The 25,235-nt window shown below is 72.6% G+C and carries 24 protein-coding genes; 23 read left to right on the forward strand and 1 reads right to left on the reverse strand.

Features of this window, described 5'->3' with window-relative positions; genetic code table 11:
* The first annotated feature begins 84 nt into the window (after nucleotides 1-84).
* From xdhA to rlmJ, 10 genes are all read left to right on the forward strand, one after another.
* The gene (xdhA, locus tag GT358_RS09540) at nucleotides 85-1,458 is read left to right on the forward strand and encodes a xanthine dehydrogenase small subunit (RefSeq protein ID WP_166582373.1); all 1,374 of its coding nucleotides are present in this window, start codon (nucleotides 85-87) and stop codon (nucleotides 1,456-1,458) included.
* Nucleotides 1,455-3,794: a xanthine dehydrogenase molybdopterin binding subunit gene (gene xdhB, locus GT358_RS09545; protein ID WP_166582374.1), complete on the forward strand. Its 2,340-nt coding sequence runs from the start codon at nucleotides 1,455-1,457 to the stop codon at nucleotides 3,792-3,794. The genes xdhA and xdhB overlap by 4 nt, the downstream gene beginning before the upstream one ends.
* Nucleotides 3,791-4,702, forward strand: coding sequence for a xanthine dehydrogenase accessory protein XdhC (gene xdhC, locus GT358_RS09550; RefSeq protein ID WP_166582375.1), 912 nt, complete (start codon nucleotides 3,791-3,793; stop codon nucleotides 4,700-4,702). Before xdhB ends, xdhC begins: the two co-directional genes overlap by 4 nt.
* Nucleotides 4,699-6,237 (forward strand): ABC transporter ATP-binding protein, encoded by a 1,539-nt coding sequence (locus GT358_RS09555; protein ID WP_166582376.1) that lies wholly within the window; start codon nucleotides 4,699-4,701, stop codon nucleotides 6,235-6,237. The genes xdhC and GT358_RS09555 overlap by 4 nt, the downstream gene beginning before the upstream one ends.
* Nucleotides 6,234-7,355, forward strand: a complete 1,122-nt coding sequence (locus tag GT358_RS09560; protein ID WP_166582377.1) for an ABC transporter permease — start codon at nucleotides 6,234-6,236, stop codon at nucleotides 7,353-7,355. Before GT358_RS09555 ends, GT358_RS09560 begins: the two co-directional genes overlap by 4 nt.
* Nucleotides 7,355-8,287 carry an ABC transporter permease gene (locus GT358_RS09565; RefSeq protein ID WP_166582378.1) on the forward strand — a complete coding sequence of 311 codons (933 nt, stop codon included), beginning with the start codon at nucleotides 7,355-7,357 and terminating at the stop codon, nucleotides 8,285-8,287. Before GT358_RS09560 ends, GT358_RS09565 begins: the two co-directional genes overlap by 1 nt.
* A gap of 24 nt (nucleotides 8,288-8,311) precedes the next feature.
* A complete protein-coding gene (locus GT358_RS09570) occupies nucleotides 8,312-9,400 on the forward strand; it encodes a BMP family ABC transporter substrate-binding protein (RefSeq protein WP_166582512.1) in 1,089 nt (362 codons plus the stop codon).
* 51 nt (nucleotides 9,401-9,451) lie between these two features.
* On the forward strand, nucleotides 9,452-10,513 hold the full coding sequence (locus GT358_RS09575) for an FAD-binding oxidoreductase (protein ID WP_166582379.1): 1,062 nt from the start codon (nucleotides 9,452-9,454) through the stop codon (nucleotides 10,511-10,513).
* A gap of 72 nt (nucleotides 10,514-10,585) precedes the next feature.
* Nucleotides 10,586-11,050 (forward strand): hypothetical protein, encoded by a 465-nt coding sequence (locus tag GT358_RS09580; protein ID WP_166582380.1) that lies wholly within the window; start codon nucleotides 10,586-10,588, stop codon nucleotides 11,048-11,050.
* A 28-nt stretch (nucleotides 11,051-11,078) separates the two neighbouring features.
* Nucleotides 11,079-11,885, forward strand: a complete 807-nt coding sequence (gene rlmJ, locus GT358_RS09585; RefSeq protein WP_166582381.1) for a 23S rRNA (adenine(2030)-N(6))-methyltransferase RlmJ — start codon at nucleotides 11,079-11,081, stop codon at nucleotides 11,883-11,885.
* Here the strand turns inward: rlmJ and GT358_RS09590 are convergent.
* The gene (locus GT358_RS09590; protein ID WP_166582382.1) at nucleotides 11,852-12,298 is read right to left on the reverse strand and encodes a two pore domain potassium channel family protein; all 447 of its coding nucleotides are present in this window, start codon (nucleotides 12,296-12,298) and stop codon (nucleotides 11,852-11,854) included. The genes rlmJ and GT358_RS09590 overlap by 34 nt on opposite strands.
* A 96-nt stretch (nucleotides 12,299-12,394) precedes the next feature.
* Here GT358_RS09590 and GT358_RS09595 point away from each other — a divergent pair, with 96 nt between their 5' ends.
* The 13 genes from GT358_RS09595 (at nucleotide 12,395) to GT358_RS09655 (ending at nucleotide 25,227) form a co-directional block, all read left to right on the forward strand.
* Nucleotides 12,395-12,913, forward strand: a complete 519-nt coding sequence (locus GT358_RS09595) for a TerB family tellurite resistance protein (protein WP_166582383.1) — start codon at nucleotides 12,395-12,397, stop codon at nucleotides 12,911-12,913.
* Nucleotides 12,892-13,704, forward strand: a complete 813-nt coding sequence (locus GT358_RS09600; RefSeq protein ID WP_371416257.1) for a phosphate/phosphite/phosphonate ABC transporter substrate-binding protein — start codon at nucleotides 12,892-12,894, stop codon at nucleotides 13,702-13,704. The genes GT358_RS09595 and GT358_RS09600 overlap by 22 nt, the downstream gene beginning before the upstream one ends.
* A complete protein-coding gene (locus GT358_RS09605) occupies nucleotides 13,701-14,492 on the forward strand; it encodes an ABC transporter ATP-binding protein (protein WP_166582384.1) in 792 nt (263 codons plus the stop codon). The genes GT358_RS09600 and GT358_RS09605 overlap by 4 nt, the downstream gene beginning before the upstream one ends.
* A 96-nt stretch (nucleotides 14,493-14,588) precedes the next feature.
* Nucleotides 14,589-15,308 (forward strand): transporter substrate-binding domain-containing protein, encoded by a 720-nt coding sequence (locus GT358_RS09610; RefSeq protein WP_166582385.1) that lies wholly within the window; start codon nucleotides 14,589-14,591, stop codon nucleotides 15,306-15,308.
* A 46-nt stretch (nucleotides 15,309-15,354) separates the two neighbouring features.
* Entirely contained in the window at nucleotides 15,355-16,236 is an 882-nt protein-coding gene (locus GT358_RS09615) for an ABC transporter permease (RefSeq protein ID WP_166582386.1), read from the forward strand.
* The gene (locus GT358_RS09620; protein ID WP_166582387.1) at nucleotides 16,233-17,036 is read left to right on the forward strand and encodes an ABC transporter permease; all 804 of its coding nucleotides are present in this window, start codon (nucleotides 16,233-16,235) and stop codon (nucleotides 17,034-17,036) included. The genes GT358_RS09615 and GT358_RS09620 overlap by 4 nt, the downstream gene beginning before the upstream one ends.
* Nucleotides 17,037-17,070: 34 nt before the next feature.
* Complete coding sequence (locus tag GT358_RS09625; RefSeq protein ID WP_166582388.1) at nucleotides 17,071-18,402, forward strand: glutamine synthetase family protein; 1,332 nt, start codon at nucleotides 17,071-17,073, stop codon at nucleotides 18,400-18,402.
* A 170-nt stretch (nucleotides 18,403-18,572) separates the two neighbouring features.
* Nucleotides 18,573-19,607: a rod shape-determining protein gene (locus tag GT358_RS09630; RefSeq protein WP_166582389.1), complete on the forward strand. Its 1,035-nt coding sequence runs from the start codon at nucleotides 18,573-18,575 to the stop codon at nucleotides 19,605-19,607.
* A gap of 23 nt (nucleotides 19,608-19,630) precedes the next feature.
* Nucleotides 19,631-20,605 (forward strand): rod shape-determining protein MreC, encoded by a 975-nt coding sequence (mreC, locus tag GT358_RS09635; RefSeq protein ID WP_166582390.1) that lies wholly within the window; start codon nucleotides 19,631-19,633, stop codon nucleotides 20,603-20,605.
* On the forward strand, nucleotides 20,602-21,132 hold the full coding sequence (locus GT358_RS09640; protein ID WP_166582391.1) for a rod shape-determining protein MreD: 531 nt from the start codon (nucleotides 20,602-20,604) through the stop codon (nucleotides 21,130-21,132). Before mreC ends, GT358_RS09640 begins: the two co-directional genes overlap by 4 nt.
* Before the next feature lie 56 nt (nucleotides 21,133-21,188).
* Nucleotides 21,189-23,093, forward strand: a complete 1,905-nt coding sequence (mrdA, locus tag GT358_RS09645) for a penicillin-binding protein 2 (RefSeq protein WP_166582392.1) — start codon at nucleotides 21,189-21,191, stop codon at nucleotides 23,091-23,093.
* Between the two features lie 9 nt (nucleotides 23,094-23,102).
* Complete coding sequence (rodA, locus tag GT358_RS09650) at nucleotides 23,103-24,242, forward strand: rod shape-determining protein RodA (protein ID WP_166582393.1); 1,140 nt, start codon at nucleotides 23,103-23,105, stop codon at nucleotides 24,240-24,242.
* Complete coding sequence (locus tag GT358_RS09655; protein WP_166582394.1) at nucleotides 24,223-25,227, forward strand: NAD(P)-dependent oxidoreductase; 1,005 nt, start codon at nucleotides 24,223-24,225, stop codon at nucleotides 25,225-25,227. Before rodA ends, GT358_RS09655 begins: the two co-directional genes overlap by 20 nt.
* Nucleotides 25,228-25,235: the final 8 nt, after the last annotated feature.

Here is a 25,235-nt window from a genome sequence, read left to right on the forward strand (position 1 = left end):
GCTTTGATCCGATGGCCCCGCGCGCTCTACGCCGCATCGACCGCGCGGGACGGGCGGCGATCGGGTAAGGCGGCGGGTCATGCGATGAGGATCGGGTTCCTCCTGAACGGAGAGCGGGTGGAGGCGGACGCGCCGCCCACGCGCACGCTGCTCGACTGGCTGCGCGAGGAGCGGGGCCTGACCGGCACCAAGGAGGGCTGCAACGAGGGCGATTGCGGCGCCTGCACCGTCCTGGTCACGGACGAGCGGGGGGCGCGGGCGCTCAATGCCTGCATCCTGTTCCTGCCGCAGCTTCGGGGCAAGGCGGTGCGCACCGTCGAGGGGATCGCGGGCCCCGAGGGCGCGCTCCACCCGGTCCAGCGCGCGATGGTGGACCACCACGGCAGCCAGTGCGGCTTCTGCACGCCGGGCTTCGTCGTCGCCATGGCGGCGGCGCATCTGAACGGGGATTGCGACCACGACGCCGCGCTGGCGGGCAACCTGTGCCGGTGCACCGGCTATGCCCCGATCCTGCGCGCGGCCGAGGCGGCGGCCGCCGAGCCGGTGCCGGACTGGATGCGCGACCGGCCGAACCCGGACGACGCCCCGCCCGCCGGGTCAGGCGGCGCCTTTCTGCCCCGGAGCGCCGACGAGCTGGCCGCCTGGTATGCGGACCATCCCGATGCGACGCTGATCGCGGGGGCGACCGATGTGGGGCTCTGGGTGACCAAGGGGCTGCGCGACCTGCCGGAGGTCGCCTTCCTGTCGGGCGCGCGAGACCTCGCCCGGATCGAGGAGCGGGACGGGCGCCTCTGGTTTGGGGCCGGGGCGACGATGACCGAGGTTCTGGAGGCCGTGCGCGACCGCTTTCCGTCCTGGGCGGCGCTGATCGGGCGCTATGGCTCGGCGCAGGTGCGCAACGCGGCGACGATCGGGGGCAACGTGGCCAACGGCTCGCCCATCGGGGACAACCCGCCCGTGCTGCTCGCGCTCGGGGCCCGGCTGCACCTGCGCCGGGGCGAGGAGCGGCGGGTGCTGCCGGTCGAGGACTTCTTTCTCGACTACGGCCGGCAGGACCGCCGGCCCGGCGAGTTCCTGGAGGGGATCGACGTGCCGCTCTCGGCGCCGGGGCTCCGGGTCTGGAAGGTGTCCAAGCGCTGGGATCAGGACATCTCGGCCGTCTGCGGCGCCTTCGACATCAGGGTGGAGGACGGCCGGGTGGTCCGGGTGCGGACGGGGTTCGGCGGCATGGCGGCCACGCCTAGGCGCGCCCGCGCGCTCGAGGCCGCGCTGGAGGGGCGGCCCTGGGACGAGGCGACGGTCGAGGCGGCGGTTCCCGCCCTGGCCGAGGATTTCCGGCCCATCGACGACATGCGCGCCTCGGCCGCCTACCGGCTGGAGGTGGCGGGCAACCTGCTGCGGCGCTACCTCCACGAGAGCCGGGGGGCGGCCGTGTCGGTCCGCGCGGTGCGGCCATGAGCGTGCACGAGCCCGCCCCCCACGATTCGGCCCTGCTCCATGTCACGGGGGCGGCGCGCTACACCGACGACATTCCCGCGCCGGCGGGATGTCTGCACCTGGCCTTCGGCCTTTCGCCCGTGGCGCGGGGGCGCCTCGCGGCGCTGGACCTCGGCCCCGTCCGGGCGGCCCCGGGGGTGGTGGCGGCGCTGGCGCACGGGGACCTGCGGCGGCCTGCGGACGTGGCCCCCGTCGCGCATGACGAGCCGCTGCTCTGCGACGGGGCGATCCACTACCTGGGCCAGCCGCTGTTCGTGGTCGCCGCCACCTCGCACCGCGCGGCGCGCCGGGCGGCGCGGCTGGCCCGCGTCGAGGCCGAGGAGGAGGCGCCGGTCCTGACGATCGACGACGCGCTGGCTGCCGGCTGGCGCTTCGAGGAGGGGCCGCGGATCTGGCAGAAGGGCGATCCCGACGCCGCGCTGGCGACCGCGCCGCGGCGGGTCAGGGGACGGCTCGAGATCGGCGGGCAGGAGCACTTCTATCTCGAGGGGCAGGCGGCGCTGGCGATCCCCGGCGACGACGGGATGGAGGTGCACTGCTCGACCCAGCATCCGTCCGAGATCCAGCACAAGGTGGCCGACGCGCTGGGCCTGCCCTCGGCCGCGGTGCGGGTGGTGGTGCGGCGCATGGGCGGCGGCTTCGGCGGCAAGGAGAGCCAGGGCAACCACCTGGCCGTCGCCTGCGCGGTGATGGCCGAGGCGACGGGCCGGCCCTGCCGGATGCGCTATGACCGCGACGACGACATGACGATCACGGGCAAGCGCCACGACTTCCGCATCGACTACGACGCGGGCTTCGACGCCGAGGGGCGGCTGCTCGCGATGGAGGTCGTGCAATACGCGCGCTGCGGCTGGTCGCAGGACCTGAGCCTCGCGGTCTGCGACCGGGCGATGCTGCATGCCGACAATGCCTATCTCGTGCCCCATGCGCGGATCGTCTCGCACCGGCTGCGGACCAACACGCAGTCGGCCACGGCCTTTCGCGGCTTCGGCGGCCCCCAGGGGATGCTGGGGACCGAGCGGCTGATCCAGCACGCGGCCCATGCGCTGGGCCTCGATCCGGGCGCGGTGCGGCGGCTCAACTTCTACCCGCCCGCCACGGGCGGGGAGCGGTCCGGGCCGGGCACGGGGACCCGGCTGCGCGCGGTGCATTCTCCGGCCCTCGACCGCAGCACCCCCTACGGCATGGAGGTCGAGGACTTCATCCTGCACGAGATGACCGACGCGCTCCTGGCCTCATCGGACTTCGCCGACCGGCAGAGGGCGGTGCGCGAGTGGAACAGCGGTAATCCGGTGCTCAAGCGAGGGCTCGCCTGGTCGCCGGTCAAGTTCGGCATCTCCTTCACGCTGAGCCACCTCAACCAGGCGGGCGCGCTGGTCCATGTCTATCGCGACGGCTCGGTGCTGCTGAACCACGGCGGGACCGAGATGGGACAGGGCCTGCACCGCAAGGTCTCGCAGGTGGCGGCGGCACGGCTGGGCATTCCGCTGGACCGGGTGCGGATCGCGGCCACGGACACGGCCCGGGTGCCCAACACCTCGGCCACGGCGGCCTCGTCGGGGGCTGACCTGAACGGGATGGCGGTTCAGGCCGCCGCCGACGCGATCCGCGAGCGCATGGCGCGCCACCTCGCCGCACTGCACCAGGCGCGGGCGGAGGAGGTGGTCTTTGCGGACGGCACCGTGCGGGTGGGCGCGGACGCGATGAGCTGGGAGGAGGCGGTGGACGCCTGCTACCTCGGGCGGGTGTCGCTGTCGGCCACGGGCTTCTACGCGACGCCGGGCCTCGAATGGGACCGGGTGCGGGGACGGGGGCGGCCCTTCTTCTACTTCGCCTATGGCTGCGCCGCCACCGAGGTCGTCCTCGACACCCTGACGGGCGAGAGCCGCATCCTGCGCGCCGACATCCTGCATGATTGCGGCGCCTCGCTGAACCCGGCGCTCGACATCGGGCAGATCGAGGGGGGCTATGTCCAGGGCGCGGGCTGGCTGACCACCGAGGAGCTGGTCTGGGACGCCAAGGGCCGCCTGCGCACCCACGCGCCCGCGACCTACAAGATCCCGGCCTTTTCCGACCGGCCCGCGATCTTCAACGTCCGTCTGTGGGACGCCGCCAACCGCGCCGAGACGGTCTATCGCTCCAAGGCGGTGGGAGAGCCTCCGCTGATGCTCGGCATCTCGGCGTTCCTGGCGCTCTCGGAGGCCTGCGCGGCCTGCGGGCCCCACTGGCCGGACCTTCAGGCCCCGGCGACGCCCGAGGCGATCCTGCGCGCGGTCGCCCGGGCGCGGGGCGCATGAGCTTGGACCTTCCGGCCCTGCGCGCGGCCGTGGCGCGGCACGGCGCCGTCGTGCGGATCGTGGTCGCCGCCACGGCCGGGTCCGCCCCGCGCGAGGCAGGCGCCGCCATGCTGGTCTGGGCCGACGGCGCGGAGGGCACGATCGGGGGCGGCGAACTCGAGCACCGTGCCGTGGCGGAGGCGCGGACGCTGCTCCCGGGCGGCGGGCCAGTCTGGCGGAGCTGGGCGCTGGGGCCCGCGCTGGGCCAGTGCTGCGGCGGCTCGGCCACGCTGGTCTGGGAGCGGTTCGACGAGGCCGGCCTGCCCGCGGCGCTGCCTCTGGCCCGCCGCATTCACGGCGCCGCGCCCCGCCCCGCCGCCACCCCCGCGCCCGGTGCCCCGCCCCTCTGGCGCGACGGCTGGCTGATCGAGGCGGCCCTCGCGCCGGGGCGGCCTGTCTGGGTCTGGGGCGCGGGGCATGTAGGGCGCGCGGTGGTGGCGGTGCTGGCCCCCTGGCCCGGCGTGGCGATCACCTGGGTGGACCTGTCGGCAGACCTCTTTCCCCCCGACCCCCCCGCCCGCGTCACCGTCCTGCCCACGGCCGACCCGCCTGCCCTGGTCTCCTTCGCCCCGCGCGACGCGGACCACCTGGTGCTGACGCGCAGCCATGCGCTCGATCTCGGGCTCTGCCACGCGCTCTTGGGGCACGGCTTCGCCTCGCTGGGGCTGATCGGCTCGGCGACCAAGCGGGCGCGCTTCCGCTCGCGCCTCCTGGCGCTCGGCCACCGCCCCGAAGGCGTGGCGCGGATCGCGTGTCCGATCGGAGACCCCGCGCTCGGCAAGCATCCCCAGGCCATTGCGGTCGGCGTCGCGGCGGCTCTAATGGCCGGGCGGCACGGGCGCGCAGAAAGGGACCACAGGGCCGGATGACCGACGCGCTGCTGACGATCCGCGGCCTGACCAAGACCTATCCGGGGGTCGTGGCCAATGCCGACGTGTCGCTCGACGTGCGCGCCGCCTCGGTCCACGCGCTGCTGGGCGAGAACGGCGCGGGCAAGTCCACGCTGGTCAAGGCGATCTACGGACTGGTCCGGCCCGACAGGGGCACGATGACACTGGCGGGCCGCCCCCATGCCCCCTCTTCCCCGCGCGAGGCGCGCGCGGCCGGGATCGGCATGGTCTTCCAGCACTTCTCGCTCTTCGAGGCGCTGAGCGTGGCCGAGAACGTCGCCCTGGGCATGGAGGACCCGCCCCCCCTGCGCGACCTGGGCGCGCGCATCCGCGACGTCTCGCGCGAGTACGGCCTGCCGCTCGATCCCGGCCGCCCCGTGCGCGACCTGTCGGCCGGAGAGCGCCAGCGGGTCGAGATCGTCCGCTGCCTGCTGGGCCGCCCGCGCCTGCTCATCATGGACGAGCCGACCTCGGTGCTGACCCCGCAGGAGGTGGCGATCCTGTTCGCCACGCTGCGCCAGCTGCGCGCGGAGGGCGTCGCGATCCTCTACATCTCGCACAAGCTCGAGGAGATCCGCGCCCTCTGCGAGGAGGCGACGATCCTCAGGGCGGGCCGCGTGGTAGCCACCTGCGACCCGCGCGAGACCCCGGCGCGGCGCATGGCCGAGATGATGGTGGGCGGCAGCCTGCGCATCCCCGCCCGCGCCGCCCCTGCCCCCGCAGAGAGCCCCCCCGTCCTCGAAGTGGAGGGGCTCTCGCTCGCCTCGCCGCGGGGCGGGGGCCTGCGCGACGTGTCCTTCGCCGTCCGCGCAGGCGAGGTGCTGGGGATCGGCGGTGTCGCCGGCAACGGGCAGGAAGAACTGCTGCTCGCGCTCTCGGGCGAGCGGCGCACCGCCCCCGGCGCGATCCGCCTGCGCGGCGAGGCGGTGGGCGCCCTCGACCCCTCGGCGCGGCGGGCGCGCGGCCTGCTCTGCGCCCCCGAGGAGCGCAACGGCCACGCCGCCGCGGCCGACATGACCCTGACCGAGAACGCCTTTCTCTCGGCCCGGGTGCGCGCGGGGCTGGTTCGGCGGGGCTTCGTGGACTGGGCGGCCGCGCGGCGGTTCGCCGAAGGCGTGATCCGCGCCTTCGACGTGCGCGCCCCCGGCCCCGAGGCGACGGCGCGCCAGCTCTCGGGCGGCAACCTCCAGAAGTTCGTGATCGGGCGCGAGATCCTCCAGAAGCCCGATGTGCTGGTCGTGGCGCAGCCCACCTGGGGCGTGGACGCGGCCGCTGCGGCGGCGATCCGGCAGGCGCTTCTGGACCTCGCCGCCGGGGGGGCGGCGGTGGTGGTGGTCAGCCAGGACCTCGACGAGCTGATGGAGATCGCCGACCGCTTCGCCGCCCTGAACGAGGGGCGGCTGTCCCCCGCCCGGCCCGTCGCCGGCCTCTCGGTCGAGGAGATCGGGCTGATGCTGGGCGGCGCGCACGGGATGGAGGTCGCCCATTCCCGCCATGCCGGGGCCGCCGCGTGATCGTCTGGGAGCGCCGCCCCGCGCCGTCGCGCGCGCTCGCCTGGGCCACGCCGGTCCTGGCGGTGGCGCTGACGGTGCTGGCGGGGGGCGTCCTGTTCGCGCTTCTGGGCAAGGACCCGGTCCTCGCCATCCGCACCATCTTCTGGGAGCCGCTGTTCGGGCCCTTTGCGGGCTACCTGCGCGGCCAGATCGCGATCAAGGCGGCGCCGCTGATCCTGATCGCGGTGGGCCTCTCGTTCGGCTTCCGCGCGGGGGTCTGGAACATCGGGGCCGAGGGGCAGTACATCGTCGGCGCGCTCTGCGGCGCGGCCGCGGGCCTCGCGCTCTGGCCGGCCGAGACGCGGTGGATCTTTCCCCTGATGGTGCTGGCCGGCACGCTGGGGGGCCTCGTCTGGGCGATGATCCCGGCGCTGCTGCGCGTGCGCTTCGGCACCAACGAGATCCTCGTCTCGCTGATGCTGGTCTATGTGGCCTCCAACCTGCTCGCCTGGGCGGCGCTCGGGCCCTTGCGCAACCCCGAGGGGCTGGGCTTTCCGGGCTCGCGCAACCTGCGGCAATGGGCGTCCTCGGCCAATCTCGAGCTGGTGCCCGGCACGGGGCTGCACTGGGGGGGCGTGGCCGCGCTCGGCGCGGTGGCGGCGGGCTGGGTGCTGCTCGCGCGTCATCCGTTCGGCTTTGCCGTTCGGCTGATGGGGCAGGCGCCGCGCGCGGCGGCCTTTGCCGGCGTGGCGCCCTCGCGCGTCGTGGTGCTGTGCATGGCGCTGTCGGGGGGCCTCGCCGGGGCGGCGGGGCTGTTCGAGGTGACGGGGCCAGCGGGGCAGGTCTCGATCGACTTCGCCGCGGGTTACGGATTCACGGCGATCATCGTGGCGTTTCTCGGCCGCCTGCATCCGGGGGGCATCCTGCTCGCGGGGCTGCTGATGGCGCTCACCTATGTGGGCGGCGAGATGGCGCAGCAGCGGCTGAACCTGCCCGCCGCCGCCATCTCGCTGTTCCAGGGCATGCTGCTGTTCTTCCTGCTGGCCACGGACCTGCTGGCCACGCACCGGCCGCGCTGGCGCCGCGCGGCCCCCTCCGCCTCCCCCCTGCCCGCCGCAGCCCCGGAGGAGGCGCGCTGATGGACCTGTCAGCCATCTCGCCCGCGCTGCTGTTCGCCTCGCTGATGGTGGCGTCCACTCCCATCCTGCTCGCCGCGCTGGGCGAGCTGGTGGCCGAGCGGGCGGGGGTGCTCAACCTCGGGGTCGAGGGGATGATGATCACGGGCGCCGTGGCGGGCTTCGCCGCCGCGCATGCCTCGGGCTCGGCCGCGCTGGGCTTTCTCGGAGCGGCGGCGGGGGGCGCGGCGCTCTCGGCGCTGTTCGCCGTGCTGGTGCTGTGGCTGCGCGCCAACCAGGTGGCGACGGGGCTGGCGCTGACGCTGTTCGGCCTCGGCTTCGCGGCGCTGGTCGGGCAGGGCTATGTCGGCCTGCGCGCCCCCCCCGTGCCGCGCCCCGAGATCCCGCTCCTGCGCGACATCCCCGTTCTGGGCCCCGTCCTGTTCCGCCACGATCTCGTCGTCTATCTCGCGCTCGGGCTGGTGGCCGGGGTGTGGTGGTTCCTCCATCGGACCGGCGCGGGCCTGCGCCTGCGCGCGGTGGGCGAGAACCACGACGCCGCCCACGCGCTGGGCCACGACGTGCGCCGCATCCGCCTGCTCGCGGTGCTGTTCGGGGGCGCCTGCGCCGGGCTGGGCGGGGCCTATCTCTCGCTCGTGCGGGTGCCGCAATGGACCGAAGGGCTGACCGCCGGCGCGGGCTGGATCGCGCTCGCCATCGTGGTCTTCGCCTCGTGGCGGCCGTGGCGGCTTCTCCTGGGCGCCTGGCTCTTCGGCGGGCTGACCGTGCTCCAGCTCAACCTGCAGGCGGCGCGCGTCCCGGTCCCGGTCGAACTTCTGTCCACCGCGCCCTATCTCGTGACGATCCTCGTGCTTGTCGTCATCTCCTCGGGCCGGGGCCGGGCGGCGCTGGCCGCGCCCGGCTCTCTCGGCCAGCCGTTCCACGCATCCCGCTAACCACAACAGGGAGTCTCCACCATGCTGACCCGACGCAGACTGCTCGCTACCGGGGCCACGACCGCGACGCTCGCCGCCGCGGGGCTGCCCGTCCGCGCCCAGGGGACCGAGCCCCTCACCGTGGGCTTCATCTATGTGGGCCCGATCGGCGACGGCGGCTGGACCTATCAGCACGACCAGGGCCGCCTCGCCGTTGAGGAGCATTTCGGCGACCGCGTCCGCACTGTCTATCAGGAATCCGTCCCCGAGGGCGCCGATGCCGAGCGGGCGATCACCCAGATGGTGCTGGGCGGCGCGGGGCTGATCTTCACCACGTCCTTCGGCTTCATGGATGCGACCGTCAACGTCGCGCAGCAGTTTCCCGACGTGAAGTTCGAGCACGCCACGGGCTACAAGCGGCTCGACAACCTCGCCACCTACGACGCCCGCTTCTACGAGGGACGTGCGGTGATCGGCACGATCGCGGGGCGGATGACCCGGTCCAACAAGATCGGCTACATCGCCTCCTACCCCATCCCCGAGGTGATCCAGGGCATCAACTCGGCCTTCCTTCATGCCCGCAAGGTCAACCCGGATGTCGAGATGGTGGTGATCTGGGTCTATACCTGGTTCGACCCCGCCAAGGAGGCCGACGCGGCCCAGGCCATGATCGAGCAGGGCGTGGACGTCATCATGCAGCACACCGACTCGACGGCACCCCAGGCCGCGGCGCAGGCAGCGGGCAACGTCTTCACCTTCGGCCAGGCCTCGGACATGGCGGCCTTCAAGCCGGTGCCGCGCATCGCCTCGATCATCGACAACTGGGCGCCCTACTACATCGAGCGCGTGGGCGCCGTGCTGGACGGCACATGGGAGAGCCACGCCCATTGGGGCGGCATCCCCGAGGGCGAGGTGGAGATCGGCGAGATCACCGAAGCGGTCCCGGACGAGGTGCGCGCCGAGGCCGAGGCCATGATCGAGGCCATCCGCAACCGCGAGTACCACCCCTTCACCGGCCCCATCAACAAGCAGGACGGCACCCCTTGGCTGGCCGAGGGAGAGGTCGCCACCGACGAGCAGCTCATCTCCATGAACTTCTACGTCGAGGGCATGACGGGCCAGATCCCGAGCTGATCGGGGCGGCGGGCCGCGCGGCGCACGCGGCGCGGCCCGCGGGGGTGAACCATGACCGACTTTCTGGTGATCGGCGGCGGGATCGCCGGCGTCTCGGCCGCCGCGCGGCTCTCGGCCCTGGGCTCGGTGCTGCTGCTCGAGGCCGAGGACAACTTGGCGCACCACGCCTCGTCGCGGTCGGCGGCGGTGTTCGAGGGGACCTACGGCGCGCCCGAGACGGTGGCGCTCAACCGCGCCTCGCGGCCCGAGCTGGAGGAGCGCGGCGTTCTGACCCCGCGCGGCCTCCTGACCCTCGCGCTACCCGCGGACGAGGCCGCCTTCGAGGCGGAGCTGCGCATCGAGGGCATGGAGGAGATCCCGCTGCCCGAGGCGCGGCGGCTGTTTCCGCCCCTGGGCCGGGCCGTCGCGCGGGCGGCCTTTCACCCCGACACGCTGGATCTCGACACCGACCGGCTGCTGCAGGGCTTGGCGCGCGAGGCGCGAGCGTCGGGCGCGCGCCTTCTGACCCGAGCGCCGGTCGCGGCGATCCGGCGCGACGGCGCCGGCTGGGCCGTCGAGGCGGGGGGCGGGACGCACCGGGCGGGCCGGATCGTGAACGCCGCCGGGCCGTGGGCGGACCGGGTCGCGGCCATGGCGGGCCTGCCGCCGCTCGGCCTCCGACCGCTGCGCCGGTCGATGGCGCGAATCCCCTCGCCCGCCGACCCCTCGGCCTGGCCGATGGTGCAGGGCGCGGGCGAGACGTTCTACATGAAGCCCGACGCGGGCGCCCTTCTCGTCTCGCCCGCCGAGGAGGACCCGGCCGAGCCGCACGACGCCTGGGCCGACGACCTGGTTCTGGCCGAGGGCCTCGCCCGGTTCGAGGCCCATGCCGAGATCGCGGTGACGCGCCTTCTGGCCAGCTGGGCAGGGCTCAGGACCTTTGCGCCCGACCGGCGCCTCGTCCTTGGGCCCGATCCGCTCGAGCCGCTGTTCCTGTGGTGCGCGGGACAGGGCGGCTACGGCTTCCAGACCGCCTGTGCCGCCAGCCGGCACCTGGCCGAGACGGCCGCCGGCGCGGACCCGACCCTGGGCCCGGCCTTGGCGGCCGCCCTCTCGCCGGCGCGCTTCCGCTGAGGGGCTCCGGCGGCGCTTGCCCGGCGCGCGCGCGGCAGGCAACGTCGGGGCGGGGCAGAAACGGAGCAGACCATGACTACCCGCATCCTCGCGGCGGCGCTCGCGCTCGCGCCCTTCTCCGCCGCCGCCCAGTCCCTGCCGCTCGACCGCGTGCTGCCGGGGCTCAATCCCTGCGCCGGGCTCAGCGCCCAGCAATGGGGCGTCCCCGTCGGCCTCGACGTGCTCGAGGAGGCGTCGCTCGACGCGCTCGACCTCCAGCTGCGGGGCCAGGAGGCGGCGGTGTCGCTCTCGGGGCGGCTGGCCTGCCGGACGGGGGCGGACGCGCTGGTGCCCGGCAACGCGGCTGCCGCGCTGCAGGCCAGCGCGCAGATGTCGCTGGCCGATTGCTCGGTGCGAGGGCTCGACCTCCGGCTCGGCCCCTTCGGCGGCAGCTACGCCCCCGTTCTCGAGGCGATGGCGCCCGAGCTGCGCCGCCTGCTCGAGGCGCAGGCGCTCGACGCCTTCGGCCGGGCCTGCCGCGACCTGCGGGGCTACTGACCGCGCGCGGTCCGTGCTAGCAGGGGCCATGCTCTCCTACCAGCACGGCTATCACGCCGGAAACCTCGCCGATGTCCACAAGCATGGCTATCTGGCCTGGGCGCTCGCGGCCATGGCGGCGAAGCCCAAGCCGCTCTCCTATCTCGAGACCCATGCGGGGCGCGGCCTCTACGACCTCTCCTCGCCCGAGGCGCGCCGCACCGGCGAGGCGGCCGGCGGCATCGCGCGCACCGAAGGCTGGTTCGCCCCCGGCGACCCCTACCTTGGCGCGCTGGCCGGGACGCGCCGCCGCCACGGCCCCTCGGCCTATCCCGGCTCACCGCTGATCGCCGCGCTGCTGCTGCGCCCCGGCGACACGCTCCGCCTGGCCGAGCTGCACCCGGCCGAGCACGAGGCGCTGGGGCGCGCCCTGCCCCGCCCGGCCCGGATCGAGCGGACGGACGGGCTGCGCGCCGCCCTTGCCTGGACGCCGCCCATGCCGCGCCGGGGCCTGCTCGTCGTGGACCCCTCGTGGGAGGTGAAGTCCGACTACGAGGCCGTGCCCGCCATGCTCGAGCGGGTGGCCCGCAAATGGCCCGTGGGCGTGCTGGTCCTGTGGTATCCGCTTCTGCCGGACGGTCGCCACGCGCCGATGCTCGACCGGCTGGGCTCGGCCCTGCCCGGCGCGCTGCGCCACGAGGTCCGCTTTGCCCCCGTGCGGCCGGGGCACGGGATGGAGGGGTCCGGCCTGTTCGTCGTCAATCCTCCCTGGGGCAGCGAAGGACGGCTCGCCTGGCTGGGCGAGCGGTTCGGGGCGCTGGATCAGCCCTCCCGCCCGTTGACCGTTTCGCGATAGCCTTCGCGCACATGGCCCAGCCCCTCGATCAGCAGGGTCGTGAGCAGGCCGATATTGATGAAGCCGTTGGCCGCCGCCATGGCGCCCAGGATGCGCCGGTCGCCCGTCACCACCACGTCGCCGTAGCCCACCGTCGTGTACGAGGCGAGCGCATAGTAATAGGCCGTCTCCCAGTCGGCGAACAGGCCCGACCAGCGCAGCGCCACGGTCCAGATCGTCACGCCCGCCAGCACCACGGCCAGCACCAGCGCCCCCGCCCCCGTCACCACCAGCACGAGCTTGCCCGCATGGGGCGGCTCGCGCAGCCAGCGACGGCGGTGGGTGAACACGACCTCGGCCGCCCAGAACCCCAGCCCCGAGACGACAAGGGACAGCATCGTGACGAGCGAACCGATAATGATCTGCTGCAGCATGGGAGCCCGGCCGCCACCCTGTCCGGTCCCGTCCCGCCCCGCAAGGGGGGCCGGCGGCCCTTTCTTCGGCCGCAGGCTGCGCTATCCTCCCCGCCCATGTTCGAGAGCCTCCTGCGCCGCCTGCTTGCCCCCGAACCCGACCGTCTGCCCGAGCCCGACTCGCGTCTGGCGCTGGCGGCCCTGCTGGTCCGGGTGGGCCGGGCCGACGGCCATTACTCGGCGCCCGAGACAGAGCGGATCGACGCCGTGCTGCGCTGCCGCTACGGGCTGGACGCCGCCGCCGCCGCCGCCCTGCGCCGCGAGGCCGAGATCCTCGAAGAGGAGGCCCCCGATACCGTCCGGTTCACCCGCGCCGTCAAGGAGCACGTCGCCTACGAGGACCGTCTCGGCGTGATCGAGGCCCTGTGGGAGGTGGCCCTGGCCGACGGCCGCCGCGACGCCGAGGAGGACGGGCTCATGCGCCTCGTCGCGCCGCTTCTGGGGGTGGAAGACGTGGACAGCGGGCTGGCCCGGCAGCGCGTCGAGGCCCGGCTGGACGGAGGGGCATCGGGCGAAGGGCCGGGCGGCGCGGCCGGCGGGGGCCCGACGGGGCCGTGGGGGCGGGCCGGGAGGTGATCGCCGCCCTGCCGATGTACGACCGCCCCGAGAACGCGGCCGCCCACGACCGCCTCTGGGCCGCCGTGCGCGACGGGCTGCGCGCGCGGGGGGTGGCCGCGCCCGACGCGCTCGACCGCGGCCTCTCGCCGGCGGAAGGATGGGCGCGGCCGGACCTGGTCCTGGGCCAGATCTGCAACCTGCCTTGGCGCGCGCTGTTCCGGGGGCGGGTGACGATCGTGGCCGCGGCCGATCATGCGGTCGAGGGCTGCGCCCCCGGCTTCTACCGGAGCGTCATCGTCGCGCGGGCCGACGACCCGGCCCCCGGCGACCGCTTCGCCCTGAACGAGCCGCTGTCCAACTCGGGCTGGGACATGCCGCAGGCCTGGGCGCGCGCGGAGGGTCGCCCCCTGCGCCCGGTCTTGGCGACGGGCTCGCACCGCGCCTCGGCGCTGGCAGTGGCCGAAGGGCGCGCGGATCTGGCCGGCATCGACGCGGTGACCTGGAGCCTCCTGCGCCGCTGGGAGGGGTGGACGGCGCGCCTGCGGGTCCTCGCCCTGACCGAGCCCAGCCCCGGCATGACCTTCGTCTGCGCCCCCGGCCACGACCCCGCCCCCCTGCGCGCGGCGCTGGAGAGGGCCATCGGGGGCCTTTCCGCGGAGGACCGCGCCGCCCTGGGAGAGCTGCGCGGCCTGGCCGACCTGCCGCCCTCGGCCTACGACCGCCCCCTGCCTCCGCCGCCGGACCTTCCGGCGGTTGCATCCGCGGCCGACTTGCCCTCTGCTGGTCCCGCCAGCCGAGAAAGCGCATGACCCCCGAGCCAGCCCCTGCCCCGCCGCCTGTCATCGAGATCCGCGACCTTCACAAGTCCTACGGAAGCCTCGAGGTCCTGAAGGGAGTCTCGATCACCGCGCCGGCGGGGCATGTGGTGGCGATGATCGGCTCCTCGGGCTCGGGCAAGTCCACGCTGCTGCGCTGCTGCAACCTTCTCGAGGACAGCCAGCAGGGCGAGGTGATCTTCTGCGGCGAACCGGTCCGCTGGCGCGGCACCGGCGCCCATCGCCGCCCGGCGGACCGCGCGCAGGTGGTCCGCATCCGCACCAACCTGTCGATGGTCTTCCAGAGCTTCAACCTCTGGTCGCACATGACGGTCCTCCAGAACGTCATGGAGGCGCCCGTCACCGTCCTTGGCCAGGACCGCGCGGAGGTCGAGGCGCGCGCGCGGGCCTATCTGGCCAAGGTGGGGATCGCGGACAAGGCGGATGCCTGGCCGGCCCAGCTCTCGGGCGGGCAGCAGCAGCGCGCCGCCATCGCCCGCGCCCTCTGCATGGAGCCCAAGGCCCTGCTCTTCGACGAGCCGACCTCGGCGCTCGACCCCGAACTGGAGCAGGAGGTCGTGCGCGTCATCAAGGCCCTGGCCGAGGAGGGGCGGACCATGATCATCGTCACCCACGACATGCGGCTTGCCGCCGACGTGGCGCACCATGTCGTCTTTCTCCACAGGGGCGTCATCGAGGAGGAGGGTCCGCCCGAGGCGCTGTTCGGCGCGCCGCGATCCGAGCGGTTGCGGGGGTTCCTGTCGGCGACGCAGCCCGCCTGACCCCGGGTCGCCCGCGCCCCCGGACGCAGCGGCCTTGAGATTTCCGGCGAAACCCTGTTCCATGCTCCCCACCCACAGGGAAGGGAGACAAGAAGAATGAGGATCGCTCTCGCCTCCGCGCTCGCGCTCTGCGCCGGCGCGGCGCTCGCGCAGGACGTGGTGCGCATCGGCACCGAAGGCGCCTATCCCCCGTACAACTTCATCAACGACGCGGGCGAGCTGGCCGGCTTCGAGATCGACCTCGGCAACGAGATCTGCGCTCGGGCGGGCCTGACCTGCGAATGGGTCACGAACGACTGGGATTCGATCATCCCCAACCTCGTGTCCGGCAACTACGACGTCATCATGGCCGGCATGTCCATCACCGAGGAGCGCGCCCAGGTCATCTCCTTCACCCAGGACTATTATCCTCCCACGGCCTCGGCCTATGTCGCCCTGTCGGAGGATGCCGACATCATGGGCGTCGTCGCCGCGCAGGTGAACACGATCCAGGCTGGGCACGTCGCCGAGTCTGGCGCCACGCTGCTCGAGTTCGCCACGCCCGAGGAGACGGTCGCCGCCGTCCGCAACGGCGAGGCCGATGCCGTCTTCGCCGATTACGACTACCTCCTGCCCATCGTCGAGGCCTCGGGGGGCGAGCTGGTCTTCGTGGGCGAGCGCGTGCCGCTGGGCGGCGGCGTCGGGGCCGGCCTGCGCCAGACCGACGATGCGCTGCGCGAGCAGTTCGATGCCGTCATCACCGAGATGAAGGCCGACGGCTCGCTCAATGCCCTTCTGGCGGAATGGTTCCCCGGCGACGAGGTGCCATCCTACTGAGCGCGCTTGACCGGCCCGGGGGGGTTCTCCCGGGCCATCCTTCGCCATGTGCGATGATCCCGCCAATCTCGACACGCTGCTCTGGTTCGTCTGCTACCTGACGACCGGCAAGCATCTGGCCTTCTACGGCGCCTTCGGGACGGTGCTGCTGCTGCTCGCGGTGACGGCGCCTGTCGCGCTGCTTCTGGGCTTCGGCGGAGCGATCGCGGCCCGCTCCCGCCTCGCGCCGGTCGCCTGGCTGGGCAAGGGCTATATCGCCGTTGTCCGCGGGGTGCCGGACATCGCCTTTTTCCTGTTCTTCGTGATCGCGCTCGACCAGGGGCTCGAATGGCTGCGCCACCAGTGGCTCTGCCCCGACTGGACCGAGCCGGTCCGCCAGGGCCAGAACTTCCTCGTCTGCCCCGAAGCCAAGCTGCCGCTGGCCACGGCGCCGCAATGGATCCACGAGGTCTATGGTTTCGCCCTCGCCGTCGTGACCTTCGCGATCGTGTTCGGCGCCTTCGCCGCCAATGTCCTCTATGGCGCCATGGCGGCCGTTCCCCGGGCGCAGATCGAGACGGCCGAGGCCTACGGCATGACCCATGCCCAGGCCTTCCGGCGCGTGCTCGTGCCGCAGATGTGGGTCTACGCCCTGCCGGGCCTGTCCAACCTGTGGATGATCCTCATCAAGGCGTCGCCGCTCCTGTTCCTGCTCGGCGTGCGCGACATCGTCTACTGGGCGCGCGAGCTGGGCGCGACCCAGACGCCGCGCTTCACCGACTATCCGCACGGCGACTGGCGGATGTGGTATTTCCTCTTCCTGCTGGTGTTCTACCTCGCCCTCACCCGTCTGTCGGAAATCGTGCTCGGGCGGGTGATGCGCCGTCTGACCCGCGGGCAGGCCATGGCGGGCGGCGAGGTCCAGCGCCGCGCCGAGGCGGCCGCATGACCTGCTGGGAGATCGTGCAGGCCTATGCCCTGCGTTCGCTCGGAATCGGCGAGCGGCTACTGCCGCAGGTCGACATCACGCTCTGCCACCAGTTCACGCTGATCGGCTCGGGCCTGCTGTGGAATGTGTATTTCGGCACGCTGGCCCTCGGGGCGGGGTTCTTTCTGGCGGTGGCCACCGCGCTCGCGCGGCAATCCCGCCACGCCGTGCTGCGCAAGCCGGCCGAGTGGTTCGTGTTCGTGTTCCGCGGCTCGCCGCTCTTCATCCAGTTCTTCTTCGCCTATTTCCTGTTCCTGTCGTTGCGCGGCACCTTTCCCGCCCTGTCTCCCCTGACATCGGCGGCTTACGGGGCGCTGTTCGTGCTGTTCCTGAACACCGCCGCCTACTCTGCGGAAATCTTTCACGGCGCGTTGCAGGCGATCCCCCGCGGCGACCTCGAGGCGGCGGATGCCTACGGTCTCGCCGGATGGCGCAAGTTCCGGCGCATCACCTTTCCCACCATGCTCCGTCTGGGCTGGCCCGCCTACACGAACGAGGCGATCTTCCTGTTCCACGCCACCACGCTCGTGTTCTTTTCGGGCTTCCCGGCCGCCCAGCAAAGGGGCGACGCGCTCTACTACGCCAAGTTCTTCGCCGACCGGACCTTCAACCCCTTCGTGCCCTATCCCATCCTCGCGGGCTACTTCATCCTGCTCACGCTGGGCATCATCGCGCTGGCGGGCCTCATCCAGCGCCGCCTCAACCGCCACCTGCCGGCCGTGCCCGGCCCCTGGCGCCCGCGCTTCCGTCTCGTCCGCTGATCCGAGTTTTCCGTGGCAACCCCAAGGTGACATCATGAGCTGGCTCGACCAGCACCCCGAGATCCGCAACATCCGCTGCGGCGCCGTGGATCTCAACGGGCAGGGACGGGGCAAGCGCTTTCCCGTCCGCTTCGCCCGCAAGATCGAGGAGGAGGGCACCCGCTTTCCCCTCTCGGTCCTCAACCTCGACATCTGGGGCGAGGACGTGGAGGACAGCCCACTCGTCTTCGAGATCGGTGACCCCGACGGCATCCTCCGCCCGACCGAGCGCGGCTATGTCCCCATGCCCTGGCTCCAGGTGCCGACCGCCCTTCTGCCCATGTGGATGTTCCACGAGGACGGCGCGCCCTTTCCGGGCGATCCCCGCCACGCCCTGCGCGCCGTCGTCGAGCGCTACGCCGCCCTCGGCCTGACACCCTGCGTGGCCACCGAGATGGAATTCTACCTCGTGGACGATTCGGAGGGCGAGATCCGACAGCCCCCCTCCCCGCGCTCGGGCAAGCGCCGCCCCGGCGCCGAGATCCTGTCGCTGCGCGCCCTCGACGCCTTCGACGTCTTCTTCAACGAGCTCTATGACGGCTGCGACGCCATGGGCATTCCGGCCGAGGCCGCGATCAGCGAGGTGGGGCTCGGCCAGTTCGAGATCAACCTCAGCCACGTCCCCGACGCCTTGCGCGCGGCCGACGACGCCTGGCTCTTCAAGCAGCTCGTGCGCGGCCTCGCGCGGCGGCACGGCTTTGCCGCAAGCTTCATGGCCAAGCCCTACGAGGACTACGCGGGCAACGGCCTGCACTGCCACTTCTCGCTCCTGGACCGCGAGGGGCGCAACGCCTTCGCCGACGGCAGCTTCGCGGGCACGCCGCTGCTGCATCATGCCATCGCCGGCTGCCTGCGCGGCATCCCCGAACTCACGCTGGTCTTTGCTCCCCACGCCAACAGCTACGAGCGGCTGGTCCCCGAGAGCCACGCCCCCACCGGCATCTGCTGGGCCTACGAGAACCGCACCGCCAGCGTGCGCGTCCCCGGCGGCAGCCCCATGGCGCGCCGCATCGAGCACCGCGTCGCGGGCGGCGACGTGAACCCCTACCTCTTCCTTGCCGCCGTGCTGGGCTCGGCCCTGACCGGGATCGAGGACCGGCTGGAGCCGCCGCCGCCCATTGAGGGCAACGCCTACGAACAGGACCTGCCCCAGATCCCCGACACCTGGGAGGCCGCGATCGACGCCTTCGAGGACAGCGCCGTCGCCCGACGCATCTTTCCTCCCGAACTGATCGGGAACTTCGTGATGACCAAGCGGCAGGAGGCCCGCTACATGGCGGAACTCACGCCGCGCCAGCAGCTCGAACTCTACCTCGACACCGTCTGACGGCGCGACCCGCACGAGATGCGGGCGGGCGCCCCGCCCCTGCCGCGCGGAAAGCCGCCGCACGACCGCGTGAAGGCCGCTTTCGCCCTGCTCGCATCGCCGCTATGGGAACGCAGCCCGCCGGCCCGTGGCCGCAGCCGGGTCTGAGGGGCATGAGGGAAGACACGCGAATGCTGGGCTTGGGGAGCCTTTTCTCGTCGGACATGGCGATCGACCTCGGGACGGCGAACACGCTCGTCTACGTCAAGGGCCGGGGCATCGTGCTGTCCGAGCCGTCCGTGGTCGCCTACCATGTCAAGGACGGCCAGAAGAAGGTGCTGGCCGTGGGCGAGGACGCCAAGCTGATGCTCGGCCGCACCCCCGGTTCGATCGAGGCGATCCGCCCCATGCGCGAAGGCGTGATCGCCGATTTCGACGTCGCCGAGGAGATGATCAAGCACTTCATCCGCAAGGTCATCCGCCGCTCCTATCCCAAGCCCAAGATCATCGTCTGCGTGCCCCACGGCGCCACGCCCGTGGAGAAGCGCGCCATCCGCCAGTCGGTCCTGTCCGCCGGCGCCCGCCGCGCCGGCCTGATCGCCGAGCCCATCGCGGCGGCCATCGGCGCGGGCATGCCCATCACCGACCCGACCGGCAACATGGTTGTGGATATCGGCGGCGGCACGACCGAGGTGGCGGTGCTCTCGCTCGGCGACATCGTCTATGCCCGCTCGGTGCGCGTCGGCGGCGATCGCATGGACGAGGCGATCATCTCCTATCTGCGCCGCCAGCATAACCTCCTTGTCGGCGAATCGACGGCCGAGCGCATCAAGACCTCCATCGGAACGGCGCGGATGCCCGACGACGGGCGCGGCCAGACGCTGATGATCCGCGGCCGCGACCTGCTCAACGGCGTGCCCAAGGAAACCGAGATCTCGCAGGCCCAGGTCGCCGAGGCGCTGGCCGAGCCCGTGCAGCAGATCTGCGAGGCAGTGATGACCGCGCTCGAGGCGACGCCCCCCGATCTCGCCGCCGACATCGTGGACCGCGGCGTGATGCTGACGGGCGGCGGCGCCCTTCTGGGAGAACTGGACCTCGCGCTGCGCGAGCAGACGGGCCTCGCCATCTCGGTGGCCGACGAGTCGCTGAACTGTGTGGCCATCGGCACCGGCAAGGCGCTTGAATACGAAAAGCAGCTGCGCCACGTCATCGACTACGACAGCTGACCCGAACGGGCGGAGGGCGGCCCATGGCGCCCAGGCGCAGCAACCCAGAGGACTACACCCGCCCGCTCCGGCGTCTGCTCGTGGGTCTGCTGGTGCTGGCGTGCCTCGGGCTGTTCCTCGTCTGGCGCGCCGACTCGCCGCGGGTGGAACGCCTGCGGGCGCATGTCGTCGATCAGGTCGTCCCCCGGCTGGACTGGGCCATGGCGCCGGTGACGGGAATGGTCAACCTCGCGCGTGACTTCCGCTCCTACCAGCGTATCCACGAGCAGAACCTCGAGCTGCGGCGCGAGCTGCGCCAGATGACCGTCTGGCGCGAGGCCGCGCTGCGGCTTGAGCAGGAGAACGCGAAACTGCGCGCGCTCAACAACGTCTCGCTCGATCCGGCGCTCACCTTCATCACCGGGACGGTGATGGCCGATTCGGGCTCGCCCTTCCGGCAATCGGTCCTGCTCAACGTGGGCAGCCGGGACGGCATCATCGACGGCTGGCCCACCATGGACGGGCTGGGCCTCGTCGGGCGCATTGCCGGGGTGGGCGAGCGGACCTCGCGCGTGATCCTCCTGACCGACACCTCCTCGCGCATCCCCGTCGCCATCGAGCCGTCGCGCCAGCGGGCCATCCTGACGGGGGACAACAGCGCCTATCCGCTGCTCGACTTCGTGGAGAATCGCGACCGCGTCCGGCCCGGCGACCGGGTGGTGACGGCCGGCGATGGGGGCCTGTTCCCGGCAGGCCTCCTGGTCGGCCGCGTGGCGCAGGGGACCGACGGCCGGCTCCGCCTGCGGCTGGCGGCCGATTACGAGCAGCTCCATTTCGTGCGCGTCCTGCGCAGTCCCCATGTGGAGGCGATCCGCGATCCGGGCGGCCTGATCGTGCCCCAGGGCGGCCCCCCCCCGGCCGAGGGCTCCGACGGACCCATCGGCCCACCCCCGCCCCCGGCGGACTCGCTCGCGGCGACCGTCACGCCTCCCAGCCGGCCGCAGGGGGCGGGCGAATGACGTCCGGCGGACGCTGGGTGGCGCTCGGGGGCTATCTGCTCCTGTCGGTCGTGCTGATGGCCGCAGCGCTGCTGCCGCTCGCGCCCATGCCACGCGACTGGGCCCCGCCGGACGTGCTGCTGGTCGTCACCGCCGTCTGGGCGGCCCGGCGGCCGGACACGCTGCCGGTGCTCGCCGTCGCGGCCGTGTTCCTTCTCGCCGACATGCTGTTCCAGCGTCCGCCGGGGCTTCACGCCGCCCTCGCGATCGGGCTGACGGAATGGCTCCGTCGCCGCGCGCCACGCCTGCGGCGCGGCACGCTTCTGGACGAATGGCTGGCGGCAGGCTCGGGACTGGCAGTGGTGATCCTGCTCGAGCGGGCGGCTCTCGTCCTCGTGATGGTGCCGCAACCGCCCTTCGGCTTGACGCTCATCCAGCTCATCCTGACGCTGGCGCTCTATCCGGTGCTGGCCGGTCTGGCACAGGTCGCGCTCGGCCTGCGCCGGCCAGCCCAGGGCGAGGTGGATCAACTGGGGCATCGGCTATGACGCGTCCGCGCAGCGACCGCACTCCGCGGCCCGAAACCAACGAGGTCTGGCCACGCATGACCCGCCGGGCCGTCGCCCTCGGGGTCGCCCAGCTCGGGCTGATGGGCGTGGTGGGCTGGCGCATGAAGCAGCTCCAGATCGACCAGGCCGACGAGTTCCGCCTGCTTGCGGAGGAGAACCGCATCAACATGCGGCTGATCCCGCCCGCGCGCGGCCTGATCGTGGACCGCACCGGCCTGCCGCTGGCGGTCAACGAACCCATCTACCGGATCGTCATCGTCCGCGAGGCCGCCGGCGACCCCGAGGAGGCGCTCGCCCGCCTGTCCGCCGTCATGCCGCTCACCCCGGAGGAAGTCGCCCGCTCGCTCGAGGAGATGCGGCGCGTCGCCTCCTTCGTGCCGGTGACGGTCCGCGACCGAGTGGGTTGGGACGACGTGGCGCGCGTGACCGCCAATGCCCCTGCCCTGCCCGGCATCACCGCCGAGGTGGGCCTGTCGCGTCTCTATCCCAACGGGGCCGATACGGCGCATGTCGTGGGCTATGTCGGGCCGGTCTCGGATTTCGACCTCTCCCAGATGGAGAGCCCCGACCCGCTGTTCCGCATCCCCAAGTTCCCCATCGGCAAGACGGGCGTGGAGGCGCGGCTGGAGGACGACCTGCGCGGCCGCGCCGGCACGATGCGCATCGAGGTCAACGCCGTGGGCCGCGTGATGCGCGAGCTCGACCGCGTGGAGGGCACCAAGGGCAAGGACGTCCAGCTGACCGTGGACGCTGCCCTCCAGGCCTATGTCGAGGCCCGCATGGAGGGCGAGAGCGCCGCCGCCGTGGTCATGGACTGCGAGACCGGCGACCTGCTTGCGGTCGGCAACGCCCCCTCCTTCGACCCCAACCTGTTCGTGCGGGGCATCTCGGTCGCCGACTGGCAGGCCCTCAACGAGAACAAGTACCGCCCGCTCGCCAACAAGGTCGTCCAGGGCGCCTATCCCCCCGGCTCCACCTTCAAGATGATCACCGCGCTCGCCGCCCTCGAGGCGGGCGTGATCCGCCCCGAGGACACCGTCCGCTGCCCGGGCTTCACCGTGGTCTCGGGCACGCGCTTCCACTGCTGGCGCTCGGGCGGGCACGGCAACGTCAACTTCCACGACAGCCTCAAGGTGTCGTGCGACTGCTACTACTACGAGATCGGCCAGCGTGTCGGCATCGATGCCATCGCCGCCATGGCGCGCAAGCTCGGCGTCGGCGTGCGCCCCGACGTGCCCATGTCCGCGGTGGCCGAGGGGATCGCCCCCGACCGCGCCTGGAAGCAGAATGTCCGGGGCGAGAGCTGGCGCGTGGGCGACACGGTCAACGCCTCGATCGGCCAAGGCTACGTGCTCGCCACGCCGCTCCAGCTCGCCATCATGACCGCCCGCCTCGCCACCGGCCGCGCGATCCAGCCCCGTCTCGTCAAGAGCATCGACGGGGTAGAACAGCCCGTCACCGGCGGCGAACCGCTGGGCCTCAACGAGAACTGGCTGCGCCGCACCCGCGCCTCCATGTACGACGTCTGCAACCACGAGCGCGGCACCGCCTTCGGCTCGCGCATCGTGGCCGAAGGGATGCGCATGGCCGGCAAGACCGGCACCAGCCAGGTCCGCCGCATCACCCCCGAGGAGCGCGCCCGCGGCGTCATCTCCAACAGCCAGCTTCCGTGGGAACGGCGCGACCACGCGCTGTGGGTCAACTACGCCCCGTACGACAATCCCCGCTTTGCCGTCGCCGTGGTGGTCGAGCACGGGGGCGGAGGCTCCTCGGCTGCCGCGCCGATCGGCCGCGACATCACGCTTCAGGCCCTCTACGGGGGCTTTCCCCCGCTCGAGGCCTATCCGCCCAACCGGCGCGAGGAAGCGGCCAAACGACAGGAGACGATCCGCGCCCGGATGGGCGGCCATGCGCCGCCGCCGCCCGTGGACCGCGTCTGAGGGCCCGGCATGAGCTTTCTCGAATACCAGGTCCGCTTCGTTCCCACCGGCTGGCGCAAGCTGCTCTACGTGAACTGGGCGCTGGTGGCGCTGGTCACGGCGGCCTCGCTCCTGGGCATCCTGATGCTCTACAGCCTGGCCGGCGGCCGGATGGAGCCGTGGGCCGGGGACCAGCTCGGCCGCTTCGTCCTCGGCTTCGTGGTGATGATCGCCGTCGCCATGGTGCCGATCACCGTCTGGCGGCGGCTCGCCTGGCCCATCTATCTGCTCTCCATCGGGCTTCTGGTGCTCGTGGACATCATGGGTCATGTCGGCATGGGGGCGCAGCGCTGGCTTGTCCTCGGACCCATCCGCATCCAGCCGTCCGAGGTGGCCAAGATCGGCCTCGTCCTCGCGCTCGCGGCCTATTACGACTGGCTGCCCACGCGGAAGGTGTCTAACCCGCTCTGGATGCTGCCGCCGCTCGTCATGGTGGTGCTGCCCGTCGTCCTGGTGCTCATGCAGCCCAATCTCGGCACGGCGGTGCTGATCCTCGGGGCAGGCGGAATCCTCATGTTCTGCGCAGGCGTTCACTGGGCGTATTTCGCCACGCTTCTTGCGGGCATCGCCGGGGCCGTCTGGGCCGTGTTCGAAAGCCGCGGCAAGCCCTGGCAGCTTCTGCACGACTACCAGTTCCGGCGCATCGACACCTTCTTCGACCCCTCCCAGGACCCGCTCGGTGCGGGCTACAACATCACCCAGGCCAAGATCGCGCTTGGCTCGGGCGGGCTCACGGGCAAGGGCTTCATGCAGGGCACCCAGTCGCGGCTGAACTTCCTGCCCGAAAAGCACACCGACTTCATCCTCAACACCCTGGCCGAGGAATTCGGATTCGTGGGCTCCTTCGCCCTGCTCGTCATCTACGGGCTGATCCTCGCCTTCCTGTTCCACACGGCCGTCACCTGCCGCGACCGCTTCTCGTCGCTGCTCGTGACCGGGGTGGGCGTCACCGTGTTCCTGCTCTTTGCCGTCAACATGCTCATGGTCATGGGCCTCGCGCCCGTCGTGGGCGTTCCGCTCCCGCTCGTGAGCTATGGCGGCTCCTCCCTCCTCGTCCTTCTCGGGGCCTTCGGCCTCGCCCAGAGCGCGCATGTCCACCGTCCCCGATGATCTCCCCGAGGCCCGGCCTGCGGCCCTGCTGCGCCCCGCGGGCCGCTCCCGTCCCGCCCGCGTCCTGTTCGACGGCCCCGAGCGGGTGTGGGAGGCCTACCGCGACACCCTTCCCCGCGCGCTGGCCGAGGCGGGGGTGCTCGCCACCGTCTCGCGCGACCTGTCCCCCGAGGAGACGGACTGGATCGTGTACGCGCCCGGCGGACGGATCACCGACTTCTCCCCCTACCGGCAGGCTCGGGCGGTGCTGAGCCTCTGGGCCGGGGTCGAGCTGATCGTCGTCAACCCCACCCTGACCCAGCCGCTCGCGCGCATGGTGGACCCCGGACTCACGCAGGGCATGGTGGAATGGGTCACCGGCCATGTGCTGCGCCACCATCTCGGGCTCGACCGCCACATCCGCCGCACCGAGCCTCGCTGGGAGCCCTCGCCGCCCCCTCTGGCCACGGAGCGGCCCGTGACGGTGCTGGGCCTCGGCGAACTCGGCCTCGCTTGTGCGCTGGCGCTGACCGGGCTCGGCTTTCCCGTCACCGGCTGGGCACGCTCGCCCAAGGACGAACGGCGCCTTGCGCGCGTGTTCACGGGCCGCGACGGGCTCGCCCCCGCCCTGACCGGCGCCGAGATCGTCGTGCTGCTCACGCCGCTCACCCGGCTGACCGAGAACCTGATGGATGCCGAGCGGCTCCGCCTGCCGCGCCGCGGCTTCGTGCTGCTCAATCCCGGCCGGGGGGCGCTGATCGACGACGCGGCCCTTCTGGCCGCCCTCGACGAGGGTCAGGTGGGCCATGCCACGCTCGACACCTTCCGGCAGGAGCCGCTGCCGCCCGACCATCCCTTCTGGTCCCATCCGCGCGTGACCGTCACCCCCCACATCGCGGCCGAGACCCGGCCCGAGACGGCCGCCCGCGCCATCGCCGAGAACATCCGGCGCGGTCAGGCCGGAGAGCCGCTGCTCCATCTGGTGGACCGCCGGGCGGGCTACTGACCCCCCAC

Origin of the sequence: Rubellimicrobium sp. CFH 75288, from assembly GCF_009904055.1 — a bacterium.
In the GTDB taxonomy this organism is placed as follows: domain Bacteria; phylum Pseudomonadota; class Alphaproteobacteria; order Rhodobacterales; family Rhodobacteraceae; genus Rubellimicrobium.

Excerpts from the sequence above, each read along its gene's own strand:
- xdhA (WP_166582373.1), top strand. The coding sequence starts at position 85 with ATGAGGATCGGGTTCCTCCTGAACGGAGAGCGGGTGGAGGCGGACGCG.
- rlmJ (WP_166582381.1), top strand. The coding sequence starts at position 11,079 with ATGCTCTCCTACCAGCACGGCTATCACGCCGGAAACCTCGCCGATGTC.
- mreC (WP_166582390.1), top strand. The coding sequence starts at position 19,631 with ATGGCGCCCAGGCGCAGCAACCCAGAGGACTACACCCGCCCGCTCCGG.
- GT358_RS09620 (WP_166582387.1), top strand. The coding sequence starts at position 16,233 with ATGACCTGCTGGGAGATCGTGCAGGCCTATGCCCTGCGTTCGCTCGGA.
- GT358_RS09630 (WP_166582389.1), top strand. The coding sequence starts at position 18,573 with ATGCTGGGCTTGGGGAGCCTTTTCTCGTCGGACATGGCGATCGACCTC.
- GT358_RS09565 (WP_166582378.1), top strand. The coding sequence starts at position 7,355 with ATGGACCTGTCAGCCATCTCGCCCGCGCTGCTGTTCGCCTCGCTGATG.
- GT358_RS09625 (WP_166582388.1), top strand. The coding sequence starts at position 17,071 with ATGAGCTGGCTCGACCAGCACCCCGAGATCCGCAACATCCGCTGCGGC.
- GT358_RS09640 (WP_166582391.1), top strand. The coding sequence starts at position 20,602 with ATGACGTCCGGCGGACGCTGGGTGGCGCTCGGGGGCTATCTGCTCCTG.
- GT358_RS09575 (WP_166582379.1), top strand. The coding sequence starts at position 9,452 with ATGACCGACTTTCTGGTGATCGGCGGCGGGATCGCCGGCGTCTCGGCC.
- GT358_RS09595 (WP_166582383.1), top strand. The coding sequence starts at position 12,395 with ATGTTCGAGAGCCTCCTGCGCCGCCTGCTTGCCCCCGAACCCGACCGT.
- GT358_RS09605 (WP_166582384.1), top strand. The coding sequence starts at position 13,701 with ATGACCCCCGAGCCAGCCCCTGCCCCGCCGCCTGTCATCGAGATCCGC.
- GT358_RS09580 (WP_166582380.1), top strand. The coding sequence starts at position 10,586 with ATGACTACCCGCATCCTCGCGGCGGCGCTCGCGCTCGCGCCCTTCTCC.
- GT358_RS09590 (WP_166582382.1), bottom strand. The coding sequence starts at position 12,298 with ATGCTGCAGCAGATCATTATCGGTTCGCTCGTCACGATGCTGTCCCTT.
- GT358_RS09655 (WP_166582394.1), top strand. The coding sequence starts at position 24,223 with ATGTCCACCGTCCCCGATGATCTCCCCGAGGCCCGGCCTGCGGCCCTG.
- xdhB (WP_166582374.1), top strand. The coding sequence starts at position 1,455 with ATGAGCGTGCACGAGCCCGCCCCCCACGATTCGGCCCTGCTCCATGTC.
- GT358_RS09615 (WP_166582386.1), top strand. The coding sequence starts at position 15,355 with ATGTGCGATGATCCCGCCAATCTCGACACGCTGCTCTGGTTCGTCTGC.
- xdhC (WP_166582375.1), top strand. The coding sequence starts at position 3,791 with ATGAGCTTGGACCTTCCGGCCCTGCGCGCGGCCGTGGCGCGGCACGGC.
- GT358_RS09610 (WP_166582385.1), top strand. The coding sequence starts at position 14,589 with ATGAGGATCGCTCTCGCCTCCGCGCTCGCGCTCTGCGCCGGCGCGGCG.
- mrdA (WP_166582392.1), top strand. The coding sequence starts at position 21,189 with ATGACCCGCCGGGCCGTCGCCCTCGGGGTCGCCCAGCTCGGGCTGATG.
- GT358_RS09555 (WP_166582376.1), top strand. The coding sequence starts at position 4,699 with ATGACCGACGCGCTGCTGACGATCCGCGGCCTGACCAAGACCTATCCG.
- rodA (WP_166582393.1), top strand. The coding sequence starts at position 23,103 with ATGAGCTTTCTCGAATACCAGGTCCGCTTCGTTCCCACCGGCTGGCGC.